This window comes from Agarivorans sp. Alg241-V36 (assembly GCF_900537085.1).
Lineage (GTDB): Bacteria > Pseudomonadota > Gammaproteobacteria > Enterobacterales > Celerinatantimonadaceae > Agarivorans.
In genome coordinates this window covers 137,628-159,390 of record NZ_UNRE01000010.1, presented here as the reverse complement: position 1 = coordinate 159,390, position 21,763 = coordinate 137,628, and the positions used below count along the sequence as shown (strand labels likewise).

At 43.3% G+C, this 21,763-nt stretch carries 23 protein-coding genes; 9 read left to right on the top strand and 14 right to left on the bottom strand.

Annotated elements, in window-relative coordinates; translation table 11 throughout:
• Nucleotides 1-287: 287 nt before the first annotated feature.
• Complete coding sequence (locus G6R11_RS20090; RefSeq protein ID WP_163134835.1) at nucleotides 288-455, top strand: DUF3545 family protein; 168 nt, start codon at nucleotides 288-290, stop codon at nucleotides 453-455.
• A gap of 52 nt (nucleotides 456-507) precedes the next feature.
• Here G6R11_RS20090 and G6R11_RS20085 read toward each other — a convergent pair whose 3' ends face one another.
• Nucleotides 508-1,065: a hemerythrin domain-containing protein gene (locus G6R11_RS20085; RefSeq protein ID WP_163134833.1), complete on the bottom strand. Its 558-nt coding sequence runs from the start codon at nucleotides 1,063-1,065 to the stop codon at nucleotides 508-510.
• A 429-nt stretch (nucleotides 1,066-1,494) separates the two neighbouring features.
• On the opposite strand from G6R11_RS20085, the gene grcA reads away from it, so the two are divergent.
• Complete coding sequence (grcA, locus tag G6R11_RS20080) at nucleotides 1,495-1,875, top strand: autonomous glycyl radical cofactor GrcA (protein WP_163134831.1); 381 nt, start codon at nucleotides 1,495-1,497, stop codon at nucleotides 1,873-1,875.
• 67 nt (nucleotides 1,876-1,942) lie between these two features.
• Here the strand turns inward: grcA and tesB are convergent, their stop codons facing one another.
• The 5 genes from tesB to thrA all read right to left on the bottom strand — a co-directional run bounded on the left by tesB (nucleotide 1,943) and on the right by thrA (nucleotide 8,319).
• On the bottom strand, nucleotides 1,943-2,803 hold the full coding sequence (tesB, locus tag G6R11_RS20075) for an acyl-CoA thioesterase II (protein ID WP_163134829.1): 861 nt from the start codon (nucleotides 2,801-2,803) through the stop codon (nucleotides 1,943-1,945).
• Between the two features lie 91 nt (nucleotides 2,804-2,894).
• Nucleotides 2,895-3,533 carry a hypothetical protein gene (locus G6R11_RS20070; protein WP_163134827.1) on the bottom strand — a complete coding sequence of 213 codons (639 nt, stop codon included), beginning with the start codon at nucleotides 3,531-3,533 and terminating at the stop codon, nucleotides 2,895-2,897.
• Between the two features lie 73 nt (nucleotides 3,534-3,606).
• Entirely contained in the window at nucleotides 3,607-4,884 is a 1,278-nt protein-coding gene (gene thrC, locus G6R11_RS20065; protein ID WP_163134825.1) for a threonine synthase, read from the bottom strand.
• Nucleotides 4,881-5,846 (bottom strand): homoserine kinase, encoded by a 966-nt coding sequence (gene thrB, locus G6R11_RS20060; protein WP_163134823.1) that lies wholly within the window; start codon nucleotides 5,844-5,846, stop codon nucleotides 4,881-4,883. Before thrB ends, thrC begins: the two co-directional genes overlap by 4 nt.
• 1 nt (nucleotide 5,847) lies before the next feature.
• Entirely contained in the window at nucleotides 5,848-8,319 is a 2,472-nt protein-coding gene (gene thrA / locus G6R11_RS20055) for a bifunctional aspartate kinase/homoserine dehydrogenase I (protein WP_163134821.1), read from the bottom strand.
• Nucleotides 8,320-8,858: 539 nt separating this feature from the next.
• On the opposite strand from thrA, the gene aceK reads away from it, so the two are divergent.
• Both aceK and G6R11_RS20045 read left to right on the top strand, forming a co-directional pair.
• Nucleotides 8,859-10,565, top strand: a complete 1,707-nt coding sequence (aceK, locus tag G6R11_RS20050) for a bifunctional isocitrate dehydrogenase kinase/phosphatase (protein WP_163134819.1) — start codon at nucleotides 8,859-8,861, stop codon at nucleotides 10,563-10,565.
• 134 nt (nucleotides 10,566-10,699) lie between these two features.
• Complete coding sequence (locus tag G6R11_RS20045) at nucleotides 10,700-11,251, top strand: MtrB/PioB family outer membrane beta-barrel protein (protein ID WP_163134817.1); 552 nt, start codon at nucleotides 10,700-10,702, stop codon at nucleotides 11,249-11,251.
• Here the strand turns inward: G6R11_RS20045 and G6R11_RS20040 are convergent.
• Entirely contained in the window at nucleotides 11,248-11,745 is a 498-nt protein-coding gene (locus tag G6R11_RS20040; RefSeq protein WP_163134815.1) for a putative 4-hydroxy-4-methyl-2-oxoglutarate aldolase, read from the bottom strand. The two genes, G6R11_RS20045 and G6R11_RS20040, sit on opposite strands and share 4 nt — an antisense overlap.
• Nucleotides 11,696-12,163, bottom strand: coding sequence for a DUF3293 domain-containing protein (locus tag G6R11_RS20035; protein WP_163134813.1), 468 nt, complete (start codon nucleotides 12,161-12,163; stop codon nucleotides 11,696-11,698). The genes G6R11_RS20040 and G6R11_RS20035 overlap by 50 nt, the downstream gene beginning before the upstream one ends.
• 344 nt (nucleotides 12,164-12,507) lie before the next feature.
• On the opposite strand from G6R11_RS20035, the gene arcA reads away from it, so the two are divergent.
• Both arcA and pykF read left to right on the top strand, forming a co-directional pair.
• A complete protein-coding gene (arcA, locus tag G6R11_RS20030) occupies nucleotides 12,508-13,218 on the top strand; it encodes a two-component system response regulator ArcA (RefSeq protein WP_163134811.1) in 711 nt (236 codons plus the stop codon).
• 250 nt (nucleotides 13,219-13,468) lie between these two features.
• Complete coding sequence (pykF, locus tag G6R11_RS20025; protein ID WP_163134809.1) at nucleotides 13,469-14,881, top strand: pyruvate kinase PykF; 1,413 nt, start codon at nucleotides 13,469-13,471, stop codon at nucleotides 14,879-14,881.
• 58 nt (nucleotides 14,882-14,939) lie between these two features.
• Here pykF and G6R11_RS20020 read toward each other — a convergent pair whose 3' ends face one another.
• Both G6R11_RS20020 and G6R11_RS20015 read right to left on the bottom strand, forming a co-directional pair.
• On the bottom strand, nucleotides 14,940-15,533 hold the full coding sequence (locus tag G6R11_RS20020; RefSeq protein ID WP_163134807.1) for a gamma-glutamylcyclotransferase family protein: 594 nt from the start codon (nucleotides 15,531-15,533) through the stop codon (nucleotides 14,940-14,942).
• Nucleotides 15,534-15,574: 41 nt separating this feature from the next.
• Nucleotides 15,575-16,141, bottom strand: a complete 567-nt coding sequence (locus tag G6R11_RS20015) for an SOS response-associated peptidase family protein (RefSeq protein WP_163134805.1) — start codon at nucleotides 16,139-16,141, stop codon at nucleotides 15,575-15,577.
• 113 nt (nucleotides 16,142-16,254) lie between these two features.
• Between G6R11_RS20015 and G6R11_RS20010 the strand changes: the two genes are divergently transcribed.
• On the top strand, nucleotides 16,255-16,710 hold the full coding sequence (locus G6R11_RS20010; RefSeq protein WP_163134803.1) for a methylglyoxal synthase: 456 nt from the start codon (nucleotides 16,255-16,257) through the stop codon (nucleotides 16,708-16,710).
• A gap of 1 nt (nucleotide 16,711) precedes the next feature.
• Here G6R11_RS20010 and G6R11_RS20005 read toward each other — a convergent pair whose 3' ends face one another.
• From G6R11_RS20005 to G6R11_RS19995, 3 genes are all read right to left on the bottom strand, one after another.
• A complete protein-coding gene (locus G6R11_RS20005; protein WP_163134801.1) occupies nucleotides 16,712-17,350 on the bottom strand; it encodes a super-infection exclusion protein B in 639 nt (212 codons plus the stop codon).
• Nucleotides 17,351-17,466: 116 nt separating this feature from the next.
• Nucleotides 17,467-18,459, bottom strand: coding sequence for a tRNA dihydrouridine(20/20a) synthase DusA (dusA, locus tag G6R11_RS20000; RefSeq protein ID WP_163134799.1), 993 nt, complete (start codon nucleotides 18,457-18,459; stop codon nucleotides 17,467-17,469).
• Between the two features lie 189 nt (nucleotides 18,460-18,648).
• Nucleotides 18,649-19,239, bottom strand: coding sequence for a hypothetical protein (locus tag G6R11_RS19995; RefSeq protein WP_163134797.1), 591 nt, complete (start codon nucleotides 19,237-19,239; stop codon nucleotides 18,649-18,651).
• 196 nt (nucleotides 19,240-19,435) lie between these two features.
• Between G6R11_RS19995 and G6R11_RS19990 the strand changes: the two genes are divergently transcribed.
• The gene (locus G6R11_RS19990) at nucleotides 19,436-20,257 is read left to right on the top strand and encodes a glycosyltransferase family 2 protein (protein ID WP_163134795.1); all 822 of its coding nucleotides are present in this window, start codon (nucleotides 19,436-19,438) and stop codon (nucleotides 20,255-20,257) included.
• Nucleotides 20,258-20,473: 216 nt separating this feature from the next.
• Nucleotides 20,474-20,941 (top strand): chemotaxis protein CheX, encoded by a 468-nt coding sequence (locus G6R11_RS19985; RefSeq protein WP_016400835.1) that lies wholly within the window; start codon nucleotides 20,474-20,476, stop codon nucleotides 20,939-20,941.
• 67 nt (nucleotides 20,942-21,008) lie between these two features.
• Here the strand turns inward: G6R11_RS19985 and G6R11_RS19980 are convergent, their stop codons facing one another.
• A complete protein-coding gene (locus G6R11_RS19980) occupies nucleotides 21,009-21,614 on the bottom strand; it encodes a peroxiredoxin C (protein WP_016400834.1) in 606 nt (201 codons plus the stop codon).
• Nucleotides 21,615-21,763: the final 149 nt, after the last annotated feature.

The window sequence follows — 21,763 nt, the reverse complement described above, 5'->3', positions numbered from 1 at the left end:
TTAATGTTGGTTAAAAACCTAAGCTAGGTTTGAACGAACGCGGATTCTAAGGAGCTGCGAGCGACTATGCTTTGATATATAACAAAAACAAGATAAAAACACACACCGATATAAATTAATGGCATAAAAATCTATACCAAGAAATAACCACTACGAATAAAGCTTAGAAAATTTTGCAAAAAATGCCTAAAAAAGTGAGCCACTGTAACTATTTTGCAACATTAGTATTTTACTTTTTGTGCTCGTATGGTACTTATTAAATTGCAACAACATACAAGGAGATAACCATGGATAGGCTAGACTTGGATACTGTTGAAACCAGCAAATCTTCTCGCGGTTCAAATAAGAAACGAAAATGGCGAGAGATTGAGGCAATTAAAGATAAGATTCGTTTACAAAAAGAACTGCAGTCAATCGACCACAGTTTTGATCTTCAATCAGAGTACGAATACTAAACAAAAAAACCCGGCCTTAGCCGGGTTTTTTATTTACTAAAGAATAGGCTTTCTACTCTTCTTCTTGAGGCTGAGACAGCTTAATTCGCTCTGACAAAGCTTTATATTGCTCGTGAACACGGTGGCCAAACAATGGGTCTTCGTAGTTGCCGTGCTGCCAGCTTTGCTCAATTGCACGCCAGTCATCGGCTGTAAGATGGCGTTTTAATGCCGGGAAAACTACATCTTCTTCATAATTAAGATGTTCCCACTGAGCATTAATAAAGGCTTCGAGTTTGTCACTAAACTGATCCAATGGAACCACTGCGTCAAGCAAGATGATATCTAGAATATCGCTTAGCTCATCGGTCATCGCCATCAAGTTTTGGTGCTGCTTCTTAAGTTGATTGGATAAATCATCCTCTACCACGCGATACTTCACGTAGTAATCATAAATAAGATCTTCTTTGGGATGGTGATAACGGTCAGCGTACTCTTGCATGTAGCTAATAATATGGGCGATCAACTTATATTTAACCGCTTTTTCATTGCGAATATGAGCCAACTTCTGCTCTAATACCTTCAGCAACTTAGCGATATTTTGATGATCTTGTTGAAGACTTTGTAACATTGCTTCTCCTTGGCTAACTAGCACTTTTCAAATCAGTATAAAGGACTCACCGTTGTACTATTATTGCGCTAGATCGTTTATTAGACAGATTTGCTTTTCGCTCAGTTCACAGTTTTTAAGATAAACGCTCCAAAAAGCGCATTTGTACTGTTTGTTAACCACTAAGCCATAAAAAACAAATGCTTGTATAACACTTCGGTGATGAACGCTTGTTTCTTATTCAAGCACAGCTCGGGGCACTAGCACAAGCCATCAGGCACCTTCTTAATCTTAATCAACAAAGATAACAATAAAATTCAAAAAAAACCCTTTTTTGATTAAGGTCAATTGTAGTATAGTTACAGCAAGTGGCGATATTGATTCAATAAGTGGCTCAGGGATCGCTATATTATGTAATAAAATTACAATTTTTAGCTAATGAGGTATGTTATGACCACCGGTATTCAAATCACTAAAGCAGATAACAACGCACTATTAGGTTCTTTTTGGCTGCTAGACAACGAGCAAAACCAAGCTCGCTGCCTATGTGTTAAAGACGAGCTATACGCTGAAGATGAAGTTGTCGCTCTCGATAAGCTAGGTCAAATCGAGTATCGCGAAGTACCAATGAAAGCTCAGCCAATCGAAGAAGGTGGCCAACACCTAAACGTTAACGTTCTTCGTCGTGAAACTTTAGAAGACGCAGTTAAGCACCCAGAGAAATACCCTCAGCTTACTATTCGTGTTTCTGGTTACGCTGTTCGCTTTAACTCGCTAACCACAGAGCAACAACAAGACGTAATTACGCGTACTTTTACTGAATCTCTATAAGACTCAGTAACTAAAACGAAAAAAGCATGCCTAGGCATGCTTTTTTATTACTTAGGCTTCAGAAAACCTAGCTACGTTCTCTAATCAAACCTTCCTGAATAGTAGAAGCCACCAGCTTACCATCGCGAGTAAAGAACTGTCCTCTTACCAAGCCTCGGCCATTAGACGCCGCTGGGCTATCAACCACATAAAGTAACCATTCATCTAAACGGAAGTCATGGTGAAACCACATACTGTGGTCAATGGTCGCAGTTTGCATCTGCGGCTCAATGAATGAGCGCCCATGAGGCTGCAGAGCCGTAGGTAAAAAGTTAAAGTCAGACGCATAGGCCAGCAAATAGCGGTGAATACGCCCGTCATCTGGCATTTGTCCATTAGCCTTAAACCATACACAACGTTTAGCTGCGAGCTTCTCTGGCTGTAAAGGGTTAACAAACTCTACTGGACGCATCTCTAAGGGTTTATCACAGATGAATTTATCTCGAACCGCATCGGGCAATAAGTCACGTAATTGAAAAGCATACTCTTGCTCAGATTGCAGCTCTTCTGGGGCAGCGACGTCTGGCATTTGATCTTGGTGTTCAAAACCAGAAGACGGCTGCTGAAAAGACGCCGTCATATAAAAAATAGGCTTACCAAATTGAATAGCTTTAACTCGGCGAGTAGATACACTGCGGCCATCACGAATGCTTTCTATATCATAAACAATGCGATGATTAGGATCGCCCGGTCGTAAAAAGTAAGAGTGGAAAGAGTGAACTTGACGCTTTTCACTCACGGTTTCTTTAGCAGCAGACAAGGCCTGCCCCATTACTTGGCCGCCAAATACTGCACCAAAGCCTAAATCTTGGCTATGCCCGCGAAACAAACCTTCTTCAATGCGCTCTAAGCTTAATAGCTCGAGCAAATCTTTTAACACTTTACTCATAGTTTTCGTATTTTGTTCTAGCAATCTTTGCAATATGCGTGAGAACGCTGCAAAGATCAACTCGATAGCTAGGCGATATTTATTTGACTAACTAATCACTAATCCGCAACGGTACTTGAGCTAGCTGAGCCAACTGGGTGGCTGATTGTACTAGCTGCTCAATGGCTTGTTGAGTATCAATGATCTGCTGATGCTTAGCAGCATTACGCGCCTCAACTAGCGCTTGGCTTAACTGCTCAGCCAGCAGGTCATAAGAAGCTTGAAAAGCCTCTGGGCAATCTTGAATCACTTGGCCAATCACATCGCTGGCGTGATAAGAAAACTCTATATCTGCAAAGTCATCACTCGACCAACGCATCTGTGAGTGCTGCATAATCGTAAGGTACAGTTCAAACCAGCTGTTATACCCCGACCCCAGCTGATAATAATCCTCATCAAAGTGATGATAGAGAACGTTAAAACTAGCTAACTGATTCTGCGGCTGGAGGAATTGCCAATTCATATAATGATAAGCGGGTTGCAACGGCCCATCAGCTAGGCGTATTAAGCTATCTAGCTCTCCCTGAATACAGCGAAAGATTAAGCTTACCTCGCCTGATTGGGAAACCAGCTCAGCGTAACTTAATTGCTGTTCAGTGCTCTGTTGGTAATGCCAAGCATTGCTAGGCTCAGCGATTGCGGCAAAGCTTATAAAGCTGCTAACGGTGCCAATTATCAGGCTGGGTCTCATGGTTTCAGCACTCCTTGTACAAACAAAAACAGCGCCGTTAAGGGCGCTGTTTTAGATAACCTAACCAACGAGCTTAGATGCTCATTAGTAGTTTACGCAGCTGAGCAAAATCGGCTGGCATTTCTTTAGATAACAAGTCCAAGTCTGCACGGTCAGCAAGCGGTTTTGGCAGGTCAATTTCACGCTGCAAAATCTCTTCTACGCTTTCTTTAAACTTAGCAGGGTGAGCGGTACATAGGAACAAGCCTTGTTCGCCTTCTGCTAGCTGCTCAGTAAGTTGCTGGTATGCAATCGCGCCATGTGGTTCACATACGTAACCTAAGTCATCTAAAGCTTTAACCGCTTGAGCCGTTTGCTCATCGGTCATAACGCCTTTACCTAGATCGCTTAGTGGCCAGCCTTTAGTTTTAAATAGCTCCTCAACACGAGGCCAGTTGTTTGGTTGGCTCACGTCCATCGCATTAGATAAGGTAGCTTGAGTCGGTTTAGGCTCCCAGTTACCTGAAGCGAGGTAACGTGGCACCGTATCGTTTACGTTAGTAGCAGCAATAAAGCGCTTAATCGGTAAGCCCATGGCTTTAGCAATTAAACCAGCAGTTAAGTTACCAAAGTTTCCAGAAGGCACAGCAACCACTAATTGCTCTCGCTGGGCTTTAGGCAGCTGCGCTGCGGCTTCAAAGTAGTAACACACTTGTGCCACTAAACGGCTAATGTTGATAGAGTTTGCCGAGTTAAGGCCAATCGCTTGCTTAAGCTCTTGATCATCAAAAGCTTGCTTAACCATGCTTTGACAAGCATCAAAATCAGACTCTACCGCTACCGTGGTGATGTTTCCACCAAGAGTACAGAACAGCTTTTCTTGCAGTGGGCTAATTTTACCCTTCGGGTAAAGCACCACTACGTTAATGTTTTCCATGCCATAAAACGCATGTGCTACCGCTGCGCCAGTATCACCCGAAGTAGCCGTTAGAATAGTGGTTTTATTGCCACTAGAGAACTTGGCCAAACATTGGGCCATAAAGCGGCCACCAAAGTCTTTAAATGCTAGGGTTGGGCCATGAAACAATTCTAAGGCACTGATTTGCTCAGTCACCTTGTTTAAAGGGGCGCTAAAAGTGAAAGCCTTGCTTACCATCTCAAATAGCTCAGCTTCAGACAGTTCATTGTCTAGCAGAGCTGCCAATAGTTTTGCGCAACGGGCGTGAAAATCTAAGTCCAGCACCGCATCAATATCATCAAATGCAGGAATGCTATCGGGAAAGAATAAACCTTGCTGTTTACCCAGGCCTTGCTTTACAGCTTGAGTAAAGCTCACCTGCTCTTCGTTGTGTTTTAAGTTGTATAAATTCATAGCGACGTTCCTGTTACTCGTGTGCCTTGTTCATCGATTTTACAAACATGGCAAAATCCATCTTCGTTTTGAATAAAGTGTTGTTCTAACCAAGCTTTAGTTCGCTCGGCTTGCTCTAATACTGGGGTAACAATATAAACCGTTGGCCCAGAGCCTGAAATGCCGCTGGCTAAGGCGCCACTTTGTGCGGCATAGCTGCGAACTTGATCAAATCCGGGAATCAGCTTCGCACGGTAAGGTTCTGCCACAATATTGTCTTTTAATAGGGCAGCGGCTAACTCAGGCTGCTTACTATAACTGGCATGAACAAATCCTGCCAAGTTACGGCCAAACTCTAAGGTATCTTGGCGGCGATACTGCGCAGGCAAAATAGAGCGCGCCTGAGCAGTTGAAATATTAATGCCTGGGTAGGCCACAATCCAATACCAATCTTCAAAGTGGGGAATAGCTTGGCTGGTTACACCGGCTTCTTGCAACATTAGTTGCATGCCACCTAAATAGCATGGCGCTACATTATCGTAGTGCACACTGCCACTAATTTGGCCTTCTAACTCGCCCATCATTATTAGCATTTGCTCTTTATTAAATGGCGAATCAACATAGGCGTTTAGGCCTTCTAGTGCCGCTACCACCGAACACGCGCTAGAACCCAAACCGCTGCCAATAGGCAGGTTCTTTTCTAGGGTCATCTTAACGCAACCTAGCTGCTTGCCATGATGCTCTGCATATTGCTTCACAAAATAGTGGTAACAATCATAAAGAATGTTCTGCTTAGGATCGGCTGGTAATTTGTGCGCGTAAGGCCCTACGTTTTCAATAAGCACATCATCGCCACTAGCCGCTTCAACCAATACTCGGTCACCTAAGAGCTGGCCATCAATTGGCGATAGCGCAGCACCTAAACTGTCAAAACCTACACTAACATTTGCCGTAGAGGCCGGAGCATAAACAACCACACTCATGTTACACCTCTTGGTTCCAGTTAAGCGTTCTTAATACATCAGCAAATACGCCCGCTGCAGTTACCGCAGTACCTGCGCCATAACCACGTAATACTAATGGAATTGGCTGGTAGTAACGGCTGTAAAAGGCCAAGGCATTCTCACCATCTTTAACGCGGTGTAATGGGTCATCTGCCGCTACAGCAGCTAAAGATACCTTGCAAACGCCTTTATCGATGCTACCTAGGTAGCGCAATACTTTACCCTCGGCCGCTGCGTCATCCATAAGCTTAGTGAAATAGGCATCGGCTTCCGGTAAACGAGCCATAAAGGCTTCGGTATCGCCGCTAGCGTCAAAGTTTGGCGGTAAGGCCATGTCTATTTGAATATCTTCGATGCTCAGAGGCATACCAGCTTCACGGGCTAAGATAAGCAACTTACGTGCTACGTCCATACCTGATAAATCATCACGCGGATCTGGTTCAGTAAAGCCGTTTTCACGGGCAATGGTAGTCGCTTCAGAGAAGCTCATACCTTCATCTAACTTACCAAAGATAAACGACAATGAGCCCGACAAAATACCGTTAAAACGCTCTAACTTATCACCCGCTTTTAATAAGTTCTGTAGGTTTTCAATCACTGGCAAGCCAGCACCCACATTGGTGTCGTATAAGAATTTACGGCGCATCGCCATCGCGGTTTTACGTAGCTGTTGGTAATACTCCATGCTAGAGGTATTGGCTTTTTTGTTTGCCGTTACCACATGGAAACCGTTAGCCAAGAACTCAGCGTATTTTCCTGCAATGTCATCGTTGCTGGTACAGTCAACAATCACCGGGTTAATCAAGTGGCTTTGGTCTACTAAGCTGCTTACGTTGTCTAAGGTAAAGCCGCCATTTTCTTCAGTGGCGGCCAGTTGCTCTTGCCAGTGTTCAAGGTCAAGGCCTTTAGAGTCCAATAACAACTTACGGCTATTAGCTACACCACAAACACGAATACCAATTTGCTGTTCTTTTAAATGGCTTTGCTGAGCATGAATCTGCTCTAACAAAGCACCGCCAACACCACCCACTCCAATTAGGAACAAGTCGATGAAGTGCATGCTGTTAAAGAAGTTTTGGTGACAAGCGCGAATAGCTTCGGCAGCTTTATCTTGCGAAACAACGGCTGAAATTGAACGCTCCGATGAGCCTTGAGCAATCGCTACGATATTAATGGCTACTTCAGCTAATGAGGTAAAGAAGCGCGCTGCAACACCTTTGCTGCGGCGCATGCTATCACCCACCAAAGAAATAATCGCCAGCTTATCAATTGCTTCAATTGGCTCTAATAACTGGTTAGCTAGCTCTAGTTCAAACTCTTCGTTTAGCGCATTTAGGGCACGTGTTGCATCGATACTGTGGATACAAAAGCTCACGCTGTATTCGCAGCTAGATTGGGTAATCAGGGCAACTGATACTTTACTGCGAGAGATGCTCTCGAAAATCCGCCCCGCCATGCCAACCATACCTTTCATGCCAGGGCCAGACACCGTAAGCATGGTTAGTTCAGACAAGCTAGATAGCGCTTTAACGGGTAAATCATCTTGCGCCGGGCTTTGCGCGCCAATTAAGGTACCTTCTCCCTGAGGGTTAAAGGTGTTCTTAATAAGGCATGGGATATGGTACTGAGCAATCGGGGCAATGGTTTTTGGATGAAGCACTTTAGCGCCAAAGTAACTAAGTTCCATTGCCTCTGGATAGCTTAAGCTACGCAGCAAACGGGCGTCTTCAACAATTCTAGGGTCACAGTTATAAACACCATCTACATCTGTCCAAATCTCGCAACATTCTGCATCTAAACAAGCAGCCAACACAGCTGCGCTGTAATCAGAACCGTTACGGCCAAGCACCACAGTCTCGCCTTGCTCATTACCGGCAGTAAAACCAGGCATTAAGTAGATAAGATCTTCTTGGATCATCGCTTTATTTAAGCGCTGCTTAGACGCCTGAATATCTACCACGGCTTCTAAGTAGCCGCCGCTTGTTGCAACCAGCTTTTGCTGAGGGATGATGATTTCAGCGCTATGGCCTCGCACCGACAATAAATGGTTCATAGTGTGGATGCTGAGCTTTTCGCCGGTAGAGAGTACTTTGGCGCGAATGTTATCGGGACACTGCTGTAATAAGGCAACACCTTTTAACAGCTGGCGAAGTTCGCCCAACTCTTGGTGCACCATTAACTGCATTTGCTCAATGGCAAAGCCAGCGTACTTCTCCTTTAGTTTTGACAATAGCTCTTGGAAGGTAGCGTCAATGCGGATCAAATAGCTTTCGCCATCGTTGCCGTGACTAACTTTATCTACCACAGCAACCAAGTCATTGGTTACTCCAGCAGGGGCAGACAATACTACTGCCATTTGAGATTGATGCTGATTGCTTAACACAATGTCTGCTGCACGATTAAAGCGCTCAGCGTCAGCTAAAGATGATCCACCAAATTTTAAGACTCGCATTATTCCTCCCAAAAAAAAACCCGTATCGTGGTTGATACGGGCTTTCTTAGATGTAGTAAGTTGCTACAACCAGCCCGACCCGCATGTGGTGGTGCGGGTAATAGTTCCGGTGGTTGTGTAAGCAAAACGTACTAGCATCTTAATAAAAAACTAAATCCAATTTATGGCCATACCTTAACCAGCTGGGGTGGATAGTCAAGCTTTATTTATCTAAGCCAAGTGCATAAAAGTGCGCTTTTAGCCCTGTTTATGCTTTAAAGGACCATTTTTTTAATAATTGGCTTGCTAAGTCAAGTTGCTTAAAGAGAACAATAATGTCTTCAAACCAAAGGGTTTTTAATGCTAATTCAAGCCATTAAGGCGCTCTCCATAAAACAAGCTAAGTAGCTTTTATCAAGCCCTTAAGCCGTTCCAGCAAAGCACTAGATAGAACGCTAAGAGGCAAACACTCATCCCCCAACACAACTTAGCAACAAAAATTTGAACAGGTGTTTAAATCCTGCCATAGTGAATAAAAAAACAACAATAAGAAACAGCCTATGACGCAATTAATGGAACACCAAGCCGCCCACGCTATGCTGCAGCGCTTCAATAGCTTTTATCAATGTTTTTTAGAAGTAACTCGCGGTGCGCAAATGCGCTTTGAAGAAGCCGACTGGATGTCGGTGCAACTTGCTTCTCGAGAGCGCATTCGCCTCTACGACCACCACGTAACCGAAGCACGAGCAGCCATTAAACAACTCACCGGCCACTTGCAGCGAAGCGATGCCTTTTGCGCAGCAGTAAAGTCGCAGTACTCAGAGCTACTTAAACAGCATGATAATTTTGAAGTTGCCGAGTCGTTTTTCAACTCTGTCTATCAACGTTTATTTCATCACCGCTATATAGAAGAAAGCCAACTCTTTATTCGCCCCAGAAGATGCAGTAAGTTATTTGATTACCAGTTGCTTACCCATACTTATCAAAATACTTCCTTAAATACCCTGTTAGAGCAGTTATTCGAAGACTACCGCTTTAATATCGAGTACGAGGATTTACCCCGCGATATTCAGTTTGTTAGCAAACGCTTAACCGAGCTGCCGCAATTGGCTCAGCAGCAGCTACACAAAATCACCATGCTGCAACCGGTGTTTTATCGTAACAAAGCGGCTTACCTTATCGGCCAATACAAAAGTGAAGACCACAGTTTTCCCATAGTATTTCCCCTGCTTAATCAGCAAGGTAAAGTGGCTGTTGATAGTGTGCTTATTGATAGCGACGAAGTGAGTATTATTTTTGGCTTTGCGCGCTCTTATTTCATGGTAGACGCCCCAGCGCCGCGCCGAATCGTTAACTTCCTTAAGCAACTGCTGCCCAATAAAACTGACTACGAGCTGTTTACTGCCATTGGCTGTCAGAAACATGGCAAAACCGAATTATATCGCCACTACCTCAACCACTTGCACAACTCCAGTGATCAGTTTGAGTTAGCACCTGGCATCAAAGGCATGGTGATGAGTGTATTTACCCTGCCTTCTTACGATGTGGTATTTAAAATCATTAAAGATGAATTTACCCCGCCAAAAGACGTAAGCCACGCCATTGTGAAAGAGAAATACCGGCTAGTAAAACAGCACGACAGAGTGGGTCGTATGGCAGATACCCAAGAATTCTCTAACGTGGAGTTCCCCTTAGCACGCTTTAGCCAAAGCTTATTGGATGAGCTTCAAGCGGTTGCACCTTCGGTACTGCATATAGAAGGGGATTCAATCACCATCAAGCACCTGTACACAGAACGAAAAATGATCCCGCTTAATATGTATTTGGATCAAGCTGATGAAGCACAAACCCGGCAAGTTATTGATGAGTACGGCAATGCGATTAAACAGCTGGCTGCTGCCAATATTTTCCCTGGAGATATGCTGTTCAAAAATTTTGGGGTCACCCGTCATGGCCGTGTAGTATTTTACGACTATGATGAAATCTCTTACATGACGGAATGTAATTTTAGAGAGTTTCCAAAATCTCAATATCCTGAAGATCAATGGGCGGCACAACCCTGTTACTCAGTGGGACCTAACGATATTTTCCCTGAGGAATTCGCCACCTTTTTATTAGGAAAACCCATTGTGAAACAGGTTTTTAGAGAGTTACATGCGGAGCTTTTTCAAGCCAGTTTTTGGCAAGAGTTGCAGCAAAACATTAAAAATGGCCAGTTTGAAGACGTATATCCATACCGAAGACGTCGTCGTTTTATAAACCGCTAGATGATCGTGCTAAAAAATTTGGCTTTAAAATCATTTATTAGGCTTTCTATAATTTTTTGAAGATCTGCAATGATCTTAAAGCGATGATCAACCATACTACTGTTACTAAGAAAAATAATAACAAGGAGACGGCAGTGGCTAAGTTACTATTTCAGCATTCGATTGCTGCTGTGCTTGTTATTGCCAGCGGTTCTTTAGCAGCTGCGGAAGTAGAAAGTGAAATGAGCTTAAGCTACGGCGATGGAGAACATGTCCAAGTTTCTTCACGTAGCCAAGTTAAAAATTGGTACATCACCGGATACAACAACAGCCAGTTTGTAAGCTCTGGTGAAAACAACGATGTAGACTCGTGGTTTTTCAATGGCGGCTATCAACACAAGCTTCGCAACGAATTGTCATTATTCGTAGAAGCTGGGGTTAACAACCAATACGACGATATCGCTACACGCAAAGGCTTTAACCTTTCAACTGGGGTTAACTACCAACCCTTAAAAAGCTTATCTATTCAAAGTAAATTAGTGCAAGTTCACCAGCCCAAGTACGACAATACTGAGCACAGTTTAGAGCTATCTAGTACCTACCACTTGCTGAAGAACATTGATGTTAAAGCCGTTTATCAAGTTGAAGCACAACAAGATAGAGATACCCAACAGCAAGTACAGTTTGGTTTAGGCTACCGCTTTTAGGCAAAGCCCTCTGGCAACTGCAAAGCTTGCTCACTCAGCAAAACACCATTCTCATCAGCATATAAATACATTCCTTGCCGGATAGTTTGCCCAGCAACACTTAGCTCAAGCCCAGCGTCTCCGGCACCTTTGCGCTCTGTTTTCATCGGGCAAGCCGCCAAGGCTCTAACACCGAGTTCCATGGTATTAATGGCTGCAACATCCCGGATGGCACCGTAAATCACTACGCCCGCCCACCCTTGTAAATAGGCTGAGTCAGCAATAAGGTCGCCCATTAAAGCCCTTTGGGTACTTCCTCCACCATCAACAACCAATACCCTCCCCTCTCCAGGGCGAGCCAACAGTTCTTTTACTCGGCTGTTATCTTGCCAACACTTAACGGTTTCCACTTGTCCGTAAAACAGCTTTTTGGCTCCATATATTTGAAAAATGGGGTCGAGCAATTTAACTTGCGCTGGGTATAGGTCGCACAGTTCCGGTAGTAGATCTTGCATAGTGATAGTCCTCTATCATCTTGTTGTAAGCCCAAGGGTTGTTAAACCAGCGGGGCGATATTTCTCCGAGAGTAGAATGGGCGCTCGCTAAACGCTTGGTGTCGTAAAGGTAGCACTCGTCATCCAACCAATAAAAGGCCTTTTGTCTGAAAGCCTTTGCAATATGTTGAGCATCATTTAACGAGCAGTCAACAATTGCACTATATTCGTAATGATTTAGATCCCTTGAACCCGCAAATACCCAAAAGTGACGAAACTGATGACGCTTCAAAAATGAAATAAAATGACAGTCTAGCCAGTGATTAAATCGTCGAGTTCTAGTTACTCCATCAGGATTACTGGCGGTGATTACAGCAAGTTCTTGATATTTAAAGTCGGCATTTGCCAAGAAAATGGTGTTTTGATACAAATTAAACATGTAGTTTATTTTCAGTATTGGTTGGTAATTTTCGCTTTATTAACAAATTTCGATTGATTTGAATCAAAAGCACCTCAGAAAACGTAAGCTTTTTTCATACTCAAGTTGTTATATCACTGTTAAGCCCATAGAATATGTTTATTGCTTGTAACGAACAATGCATATGGAAGGTCTCGTACGCTGATTTATCACGCGTTTTAGACAAACTATTTGTCTATTTTTTTGCCATTCAACGAGTTTTAACACAAACTCAACATGGAAGAATAAGTAGCCATTGCCTCACCTTCTATATCGCGCTACCTGTTCGCAAGCCAACTTTATTCTAAATAGCATTGGGGAAGACCATGACACCAAATATTTTAATTGTCGAGGACGAACTGGTCACTCGTAATACGCTCAAAAGCACTTTTGAAGCCGAAGGTTACAATGTGTTTGAAGCGATTGACGGCAATGAAATGAACAGCGTATTAGAAGCACATTCTGTTCACTTAATTATCATGGATATTAACCTTCCTGGTAAGAATGGTTTGTTACTTGCGCGTGAACTGCGCGACCGTGAGCAAATTGCGTTAATGTTCTTAACTGGACGTGACAACGAAGTAGATAAGATCTTGGGCTTGGAAATTGGTGCCGATGATTACATCACTAAACCATTTAACCCTCGTGAACTTACCATTCGTGCTCGCAACCTGCTTAACCGTACTGTAAATGGTCAAGTCGCTAGCGAAGAAAAAGGCACAGTTGAAGAATATCGCTTCAACGGTTGGATCTTAGATATTAATAGTCGCTCGTTGGTAAGTCCAAACCAAGAGACTTACAAACTGCCACGTAGTGAATTTCGCGCTATGCTGCATTTTGTTGAGAACCCAGGACAAATTCAAACCCGCGCTGACTTATTAAAGAAAATGACCGGCCGCGAGCTTAAGCCACACGATCGTACAGTGGATGTGACTATTCGTCGCATCAGAAAACACTTTGAATCGATCCCAGAAACACCAGAAATTATCGCCACCATCCACGGTGAAGGTTATCGTTTCTGTGGTGAAATTGAATAAGCGATAAATTCGCATCAAAACCTCGCAGTTTGGCGAGGTTTTTTTATACTTGCTAGATGCTCAAATAATGAGCAAAACAGCAAGCGTTTACAAAATTGCACAATTAACAAGCCACATTTGTGAATTATAAATCGACATTATTTTGATCGACATTCGGATTTGTAGTTATTTTTCTACATATCCTTTTGTGATCAATCTTGTATAATGTGCGCAGATTTTTTACTAGCATCCTTAACGGAGAGTCACTTCAATGAAGAAAACCAAAATAGTTTGTACCATTGGTCCAAAAACTGAATCGGTAGAAATGCTAACTAAGTTAGTTGAGTCAGGCATGAACGTAATGCGTCTTAACTTCTCTCACGGCGACTTTGCTGAGCACGGCACTCGCATCAACAACCTACGTGAAGTTGTTAAGAACACTGGCAAATCTGCTGCTGTTTTATTGGATACCAAAGGTCCAGAAATCCGCACTATTAAACTAGCTGGCGGCGAAGACGTTAGCCTAGTTGCTGGTCAAGAGTTCACTTTCACTACGGACCAAACAGTAATCGGCGATGCAACTCGCGTAGCGGTAACTTACCCTGGTTTTGCTGCTGACTTGAAAGTAGGCAACATCATCCTAGTAGATGACGGCCTAATCGAAATGGAAGTTATCGCTGTATCTGATGACGAAGTTAAGTGTACTGTTCTTAACAACGGTGACTTAGGCGAAAACAAAGGTGTTAACCTTCCTGGCGTTATCGTTCAACTTCCTGCTCTTTCTGCTAAAGATAAAGGCGACTTAATCTTTGGTTGTGAGCAAGGTGTTGATTTCATCGCTGCATCTTTCATTCGTAAGAAAGAAGACGTATTAGAAATTCGTCAACTTCTTAAAGAGAATGGCGGCGAGAAGATCCAAATCATCTCTAAAATCGAAAACCAAGAAGGTGTAGATAACTTCGACGAAATTCTAGAAGTATCTGACGGCATCATGGTTGCTCGTGGTGACTTAGGTGTTGAAATCCCAGTTGAAGAAGTAATCTTCGCTCAGAAGATGATGATTGAGAAGTGTAACCGCGCACGTAAATTGGTTATCACTGCAACTCAAATGCTTGATTCAATGATCAAAAACCCACGTCCAACTCGTGCAGAAGCGGGCGACGTTGCTAACGCAATCCTAGACGGTACCGATGCAGTAATGCTTTCTGGTGAGTCTGCTAAAGGTAAATACCCAGTAGAAGCTGTATCTATTATGGCAACTATTTGTGGTCGTACTGACGCAGTAATGCCTTCTAACTTAGATCCAGCACGTGATAGCGGTAAACTACGCATCACTGAAGCGGTATGTAAAGGCGCTGTAGAAACTTCTGAGAAGCTAAGTGCTCCTCTTATTGTTGTTGCTACTGAAGGTGGTAAGTCTGCGAAATCTGTTCGTAAATACTTCCCACAAGCTAACATCTTAGCAATTACTACTAACACTAAGACTGCTGCTCAGCTTTGCTTAACTAAAGGTGTTATCCCTCACGTTGTTGAAAACATTGAAAGCACTGACTCTTTCTACGCGCTTGGTAAAGACTTAGCGATGGAATCAGGTCTTGCTAACAAAGGCGACATCGTAGTTATGGTATCTGGTGCACTAGTACCTTCTGGTACTACTAACACTTCTTCTGTACACGTACTGTAAACTACGTTTATTGAAGCTAAAAAAGGCGCCTTAGGCGCCTTTTTTTATGCCCGCGCTTTTAGCTTTGTGCAGCCGGCTTGTAGTCTGCTAAATGCGCCATATCATTTAATATCGAATCTATTTGCTCTAAGGCTAAAGCATCCATATTTATAGCCCTTGGATAAATTGGTTGATGGCGGTCATCTAACCAATGGCTTACCCAATAATTGGTTGAAAGCAAAAACTCGCGAGCATATTGCTCGTTTACCGCCAAACACCCACGCAAGCACACATCTAAATAAGACTGCAGAATGGGGCTATTGCTCTGTGGATGCCAATACTCTTTAGCCACATAAGTATAAATTCTAACTGCAGCTTGTGGCAGAGCATCTAGGAGATCGAGCTGAGAAACATCGAGCAATTCTCGGTCATAATCTTCTTCGCGTTTATCTAACTCTGGCAAGAAGCTTTCATCAAAAGGAATCAATACCCCATTCACACTGGCCTTGTTATCTGGGGTGATAACCACTGCCGAGCGATCTTCTGCACTTTTTAAACCACTCCAATAACGTTGATACCCATGTAAGCGCGCAGCGTAAGCATGTTCACCAGGAAAGGTACGCTGTCTGCAATCTGCATCAATTAAACTGCCATAACCAAAAATGTAAATCATTAATCACTCCTAGAGATCTGATGCGATAAAAATACTTGTCACTAAAACAAACCTAGCTGCGGGCTATTGCTCGACACATGATAATGAAACTGCTCCGCCTTATAGTCACAATGCTCACCACTGAGCCAGCTCAAACCTTGTTTAAGCTCGAACAATAAAGGCATGCGATGATGATATTGCTGTAAATCACTGGCAGCAGTTTGAGTAAGTACCACCAAATGCTTCTGCTCTGCGTTAGTTTGCAGGTATAAACCTCCCAGCAACAACAAATTTTGATGCTCAAGGCTGAACTCAAAACGCTCTTGATTACGCCATTCGTGCCAAGCTTTTACCGGCAGTAAACAACGCTGTGTTTTCCAAGCGTCTTTAAACATAGGTTTATCCGCGGCGGTTTCTGCTCGAGCGTTAATAATAAGCTGGGAATGATGAGGATGTTTTACTCCCCAGGTAAAAGGCTTACAACGTAAAGCATTTTGCTCAACAATTAGAGCTGGTAATGACTCACTAGGCCTATACTGCTTAGTTTCGCCAAAATCTAAAAATAACGAATCCACGCCTATGGCTTGTCGTATTTCATATTCACCGCCAATCATTACGCTACCGCACACGTTTTTGTTATCCCACCTTGATTATCTGCTGGCTGTTGCTAGCTAATAGTAAGTACAAACAGTAACATAATCTGCAGTAAACGCTTTCAAACTAATCGTATTTAAGAGGTAACATGAATACAACTACCCGCACTATGAACGTTCGCAAACGTATTGCATTGGTCGCCCACGACCATAAGAAAACGGCATTAATAAACTGGGCGAAAAATCATCGCGAAGATTTAGTGAAGCATCAACTATTTGGTACCGGCACCACCGGAACACTATTGTCACAGCAGGGTTTTGAAGTAGAAGCCTTATTAAGTGGTCCTATGGGTGGTGACCAACAATTAGGCGCGATGATTGCGGAAGGTAAAATAGATTTAATGATCTTCTTCTGGGATCCACTTGATGCGGTTCCTCATGACCCTGATGTAAAAGCGCTACTGCGCTTGGCAGCGGTATGGAATATACCTATGGCCACCAACCAAGCGACGGCTGAATTTATCTTAGCCAGCCGCCACTTTAATCAGGAGTTTTCGGTAGATGTACCCGATTACGCGGGTTACTTAAAACAGCGCACTAGTTAACTTAGGCCGCAGTCTGGCTTTCTGTATCACCAGCGCGGATCCTAAATAGTTTCCCAGAGTGAGTACGATTTGCTTTGTAATCTGGCTGTAAAAAGCGAGGACGAATTGATTTTAAATGCTCAATTTGCTCCTCGTTTAACTTACCAACCGGTAAACCCAAGGCTTTATAACTCAGTAATGGCCGAGCCGCTAAATTGATCATCATATCCACGTTGCTTCGTTGCTCATGAACATGTTGCTCATTCATTGGTTTTAACACACCATTTTCCATTAAGTTTGCTACGGCAGGTTCTTTTAAAGGCAGACTTAATACGCTGCGGCGAGTAATAATAAACTCGCGCAAAATTGCACGCTCTGAATGATCCAAACACGAGATCATCGAAGCGAGTCTTTGCAATTCACGACGATGCTGAACAGTGCCCGTGATACTAGTCACCATCAACAACAAACTGCGGCTAAGAAAATAAGCCAAACCCGCGACACAACTAATGGTTAATACCATACTCAGTTGCGCGTTTAAGCCTGCTTCAGGCAACCACTGCTTGGGAATAAGCAGTAACATTCCACTGGCAGTAAGTACCCACGCCATAAAAATGTCTAATATGCCCCAGCGGGCGATTAAACGTCCTAAAAATTCCATTGTTTTGCACTCCTGACAAAAAGCTGACTCTTCGCAGGTAGTGATAGCAAGGGCTGTGCCAGATAATAATAAGGCCGCATAAAGCGGCCTTAACTAAATAAAGGAAGTAACAATAACTAGGCTTCTTGATGCTCTGGAACCAGCGCCATTGCAGCTTTCATCACCTCAATGCCAGCGCCGTTCTTATGGGCATTTTCACTTAAGTGCCTACGCCAAGCACGGGCTCCCACGCAACCTTGAAACAAGCCCAGCATGTGGCGGCTAATATGTTGTAAACGGCCGCCTTGTGCTAAATGATTTTCAATGTATGGCAGCATTAGCTCAGCCACTTGATGGCGGCTTAAGGTTTGCTGCGGATCGTCAAAGATCTGTTGATCCACCTCTGCCAGTAGGTAAGGGTTTTGATAAACCTCTCGACCTAACATAACCCCATCAAGATGCTTTAAATGCTCCTGCACTTGTTCCAAGCTAGCTATTCCCCCATTTACGCTAATGGTGAGCTGCGGATAATCGGCTTTTACTTGATAAGCCCTTGTGTAGTCTAGCGGAGGAATATCGCGATTCTGTTTGGGGCTAAGGCCAGACAACCAAGCTTTACGCGCATGAATAATAAAGGTTTCGCAGCCTGCCTCAGCAACCGACTCAATAAAGTCCTTTAGAAACTGATAGCTATCTTGCTCATCGATACCAATTCGCGTTTTAACCGTCACCGGTATCTTAACTTGTTGCTGCATTTTGCTAACACATTCAGCCACCAGCTCTGGCTCTGCCATCAAACAAGCGCCAAAACGACCATTTTGAACTCTATCAGATGGGCAGCCTACATTTAGGTTTACTTCGTCATACCCCAAATCTTCAGCACGTTTGGCGCATTCAGCTAATTCCAGCGGATTAGAGCCCCCCAATTGCAAAGCAAGTGGGTGCTCTTGCTCAGAGAAGCCTAAATAGTCGCCTTTGCCATGTAAGATAGCGCCTGTAGTCACCATTTCTGTATAAAGCAGAATGTTCTTGCTCATCAAACGGTGGAAGTAACGACAGTGTCGGTCGGTCCAATCAAGCATTGGAGCTACGGAAAAACGATGAGCTTGGAAAGGTGAAACTTGGGTCATGGATTCAACATAATAATAAAAAGCTGCAAGATCAAAGCACTAAATTTTATAGCTACGCTTATTTAAGCTAGCCGTTATCAAATGCTTATAATTATTCGAGTTCAATTAACTCAGCCAGCAATTATACTACGGTTGAGCGGGTATTGACTAATATTGTCGGGGGAATCCTTTGCTCTATTTAAGCTTTGCTTATTCAAGTACAAATTGAAACTCGCCAGCTTTAACCCACTCGGCTAACCAGCTGGCACTGCCAACAACTTGGCCTTCATAACGCTGCTTTCCATTAACCGAATAAACGCCTTGCTTAGGCGTAATACTAAAAGCCAACTGCCAATTAGAATAGCCATTAATTGAGCTGTCCTTTTGGGGTTCCGGAAGTCTGGCAAAATCTCCCACAAACTCATGCACCTCTGCCCCACTTTTATCGATAAAAGAACCACTTAAATCAGGATGAATAGTGAGTGAAATAGACCAATTGTTTGCTGCAAACTGCTCAGCGCTCGGGTAAACCAAAACCTTACCATGCGCTTGTTTTCGCAACTCCAATTCACCATCAAATACCGTTATCCAGCCATTGTGGTATACGGTTTTATCAAGTACCACTGAGCCCATATTCCATTCGTCGCCTTCGCGAAAAGGCTCGGTATAACGAATAGTGCGCAAATAGTCAGGCCCTTCAAAGTTGAGCACAAACATTTCATCATGGTTTATCTCCGCAGCAGCATAAACAGCCCCCTCAAAAAGAGTTAAAAGCAAAGCCGCAGCGATTAGTTTCTTCATTTCACTTCCTTGTAGGTAACCATGCAATAAGTAGGGCCTGTTGGGCATATGCTTTCAAACTCCACATCGGCATCACCGATAAACTTATCTCAAGTCACTTGCTCAACTAGCCTTAACTGCTAGTCTGGCATCTGTAGAAAATAGCAACAAGTGAATACAACCTGACTTTTGCGATAAAACTTTCAAGGAAGAAAGAATGGAAACCAAAACCTCGGTGGTGATCCCATATTTTAATAATCAGCAGTTTATTTCCCAAGCAGTGAACTCTGTAATGAAGCAAACTCTGCCCGCCCTAGAATTAATCATTGTGAACGATGGCTCCACTAAGGAAGCGCGAGAATACCTAGAGCAATTTAGCTCGGTGGCTACTATTGTCGACCACTCTAGTAACCTGGGAATAGCCGCAGCTAGAAACAACGGTGTTAAAACCGCAAAAGGTGAGTTCATCGCATTTTTAGATGCTGATGATTATTGGGATAAACACAAGCTTGCACTTCAACAAGAGATAATGGAGAGCGAACCCGAACTCTCTGGTTGCCACTGTGCTACCAATATCTTCTCACAAGAAGGTGAAGCCGTTGAAACCTGCGATGCTAAGCCACTTTATCTTAGTATGAGTGATAGCCTAGTCGATTCGCATATCGTACCCTCAAGTTGGTTAGTTAAACGAAAAGACTTCATTGAGGCTAAAGGCTTCGATTCTAAGGTTATTGCTGAAGACTATGATTTATTCCTCACTCTACTTGCTAGAGGTCATCGCTATAAGTTTATTGCGAAACCATTAGTATGGTTTCGCCGAGCCAACCAAGGTAACGAGTCTGGCCGCTGGCAATACATTTTTTACGGGCGCTTAAAGGTGTTTAAAAAACATAGGAGAGATTTGTATAAGGAAGGGGGAGCTTGGGCACTGTGTAATAACTTACAGCGAACCTTTGAGCTAGCAGCCTGGAGAACCAGCGGCAGCCGCTATTATATTTTTAGGCTTTTTGCGACGATAATCCCTAACAACTATAAATAGGCCGAAAGCTACAAAGACAAAAATGAGAATATCAACTAACTCACAACGAATCAGTGAAACACTTCTTAAAAATATGACTAATAGTTGCAGCTCATCGGATCTCGTGCGATTCTTATATTAATTCTCAATAGTTTTTGTGGCTTTGGTCATTAGCCTGTTTAAGCGCTTGATTTAAATTTGACCAAATTCACCCACAGTAGGAAGTTATCGGTCGCTATGGACGTAAATTTTGTTAACCCTTTTCTAAAGTCTCTTTTAAACGTGCTCGAAACCATGGCTCAACTTGAGCTTAAACCAGGTAAGCCTGGGCTTAAAAAAGATGAAATTGCCCGCGGTGATGTTTCTGGACTAATTGGTATGGTTGGCCCACAAACTAAAGGCTCTCTATCAATTAGTTTTGATAAGGGTTTGGCTATTGAAATTATGCGCCGCATGCTAGGTGAAGCCCCAGAATCCATTAACGAAGAAGTCACCGATATGGTGGGTGAAATTACCAACATGGTAACGGGTGGCGCTAAGCGCTTGCTAGCCGAAGATGGCTACGATTTTGATATGGCCACACCCGTAGTAGTATCAGGTCCATCTCATACTATTACCCACAAAACCGAGGGGCCTAAGGTGTTAATTCCTTTCACCTCAATTCATGGTCACGCCACCATCGAGATTTGCTTCGAAAATATCTAGCCTTTACCACTGATACAAAAAAGCCCGCTATTGCGGGCTTTTTACTTTCTAGCTAACTAGCTGCTTATTATAGGCCTTCAGCGTTAGCAGATAAGTACTTAGCAACACCTTCAGGGCTTGCGTCCATACCTTCTTTACCTTCTTCCCATTGTGCAGGACATACTTCGCCGTGCTTCTCGTGGAAGTTTAATGCGTCAACCATACGTAGCATTTCGTCAATGTTACGGCCTAAAGGTAGGTCGTTCACTACTTGGTGACGAACAACACCGTTAGTGTCGATTAGGAAAGAACCACGGAAAGCAACACCAGCTTCTGGATGCTCTACATCGTAAGCTTGACAGATTTCGTGTTTAACATCTGCTACAAGTGGGTATTTAACTTGGCCGATACCGCCATCTTCAATAGCAGTGTTACGCCATGCGTTGTGAGAGAACTGAGAATCGATAGATACACCGATTACTTCAACGCCTTTGTCTTGGAAATCTTGGAAACGGTGATCAAAAGCGATCAACTCAGAAGGACAAACAAAAGTAAAATCTAGTGGGTAGAAGAATACTACCGCAGCTTTACCTTTGATGTGCTCACTTAACGTAAAGGCATCAACAATTTCACCGTTACCTAGAACAGCAGCGGCAGTAAAGTCTGGAGCAGGACGACCAACTAATACACTCATTTCGTATTCCTTGTTAAATTAGGTTATCAATTTCGCTATAAATAATGCGCTAAAATTGTCGAATTGACGAATTGATCTAATCAATTAGTTTGATAGGTTAAAACTATCAAAATGTAGATTAACAATTCAGCACCCAATTAATAGCCTAA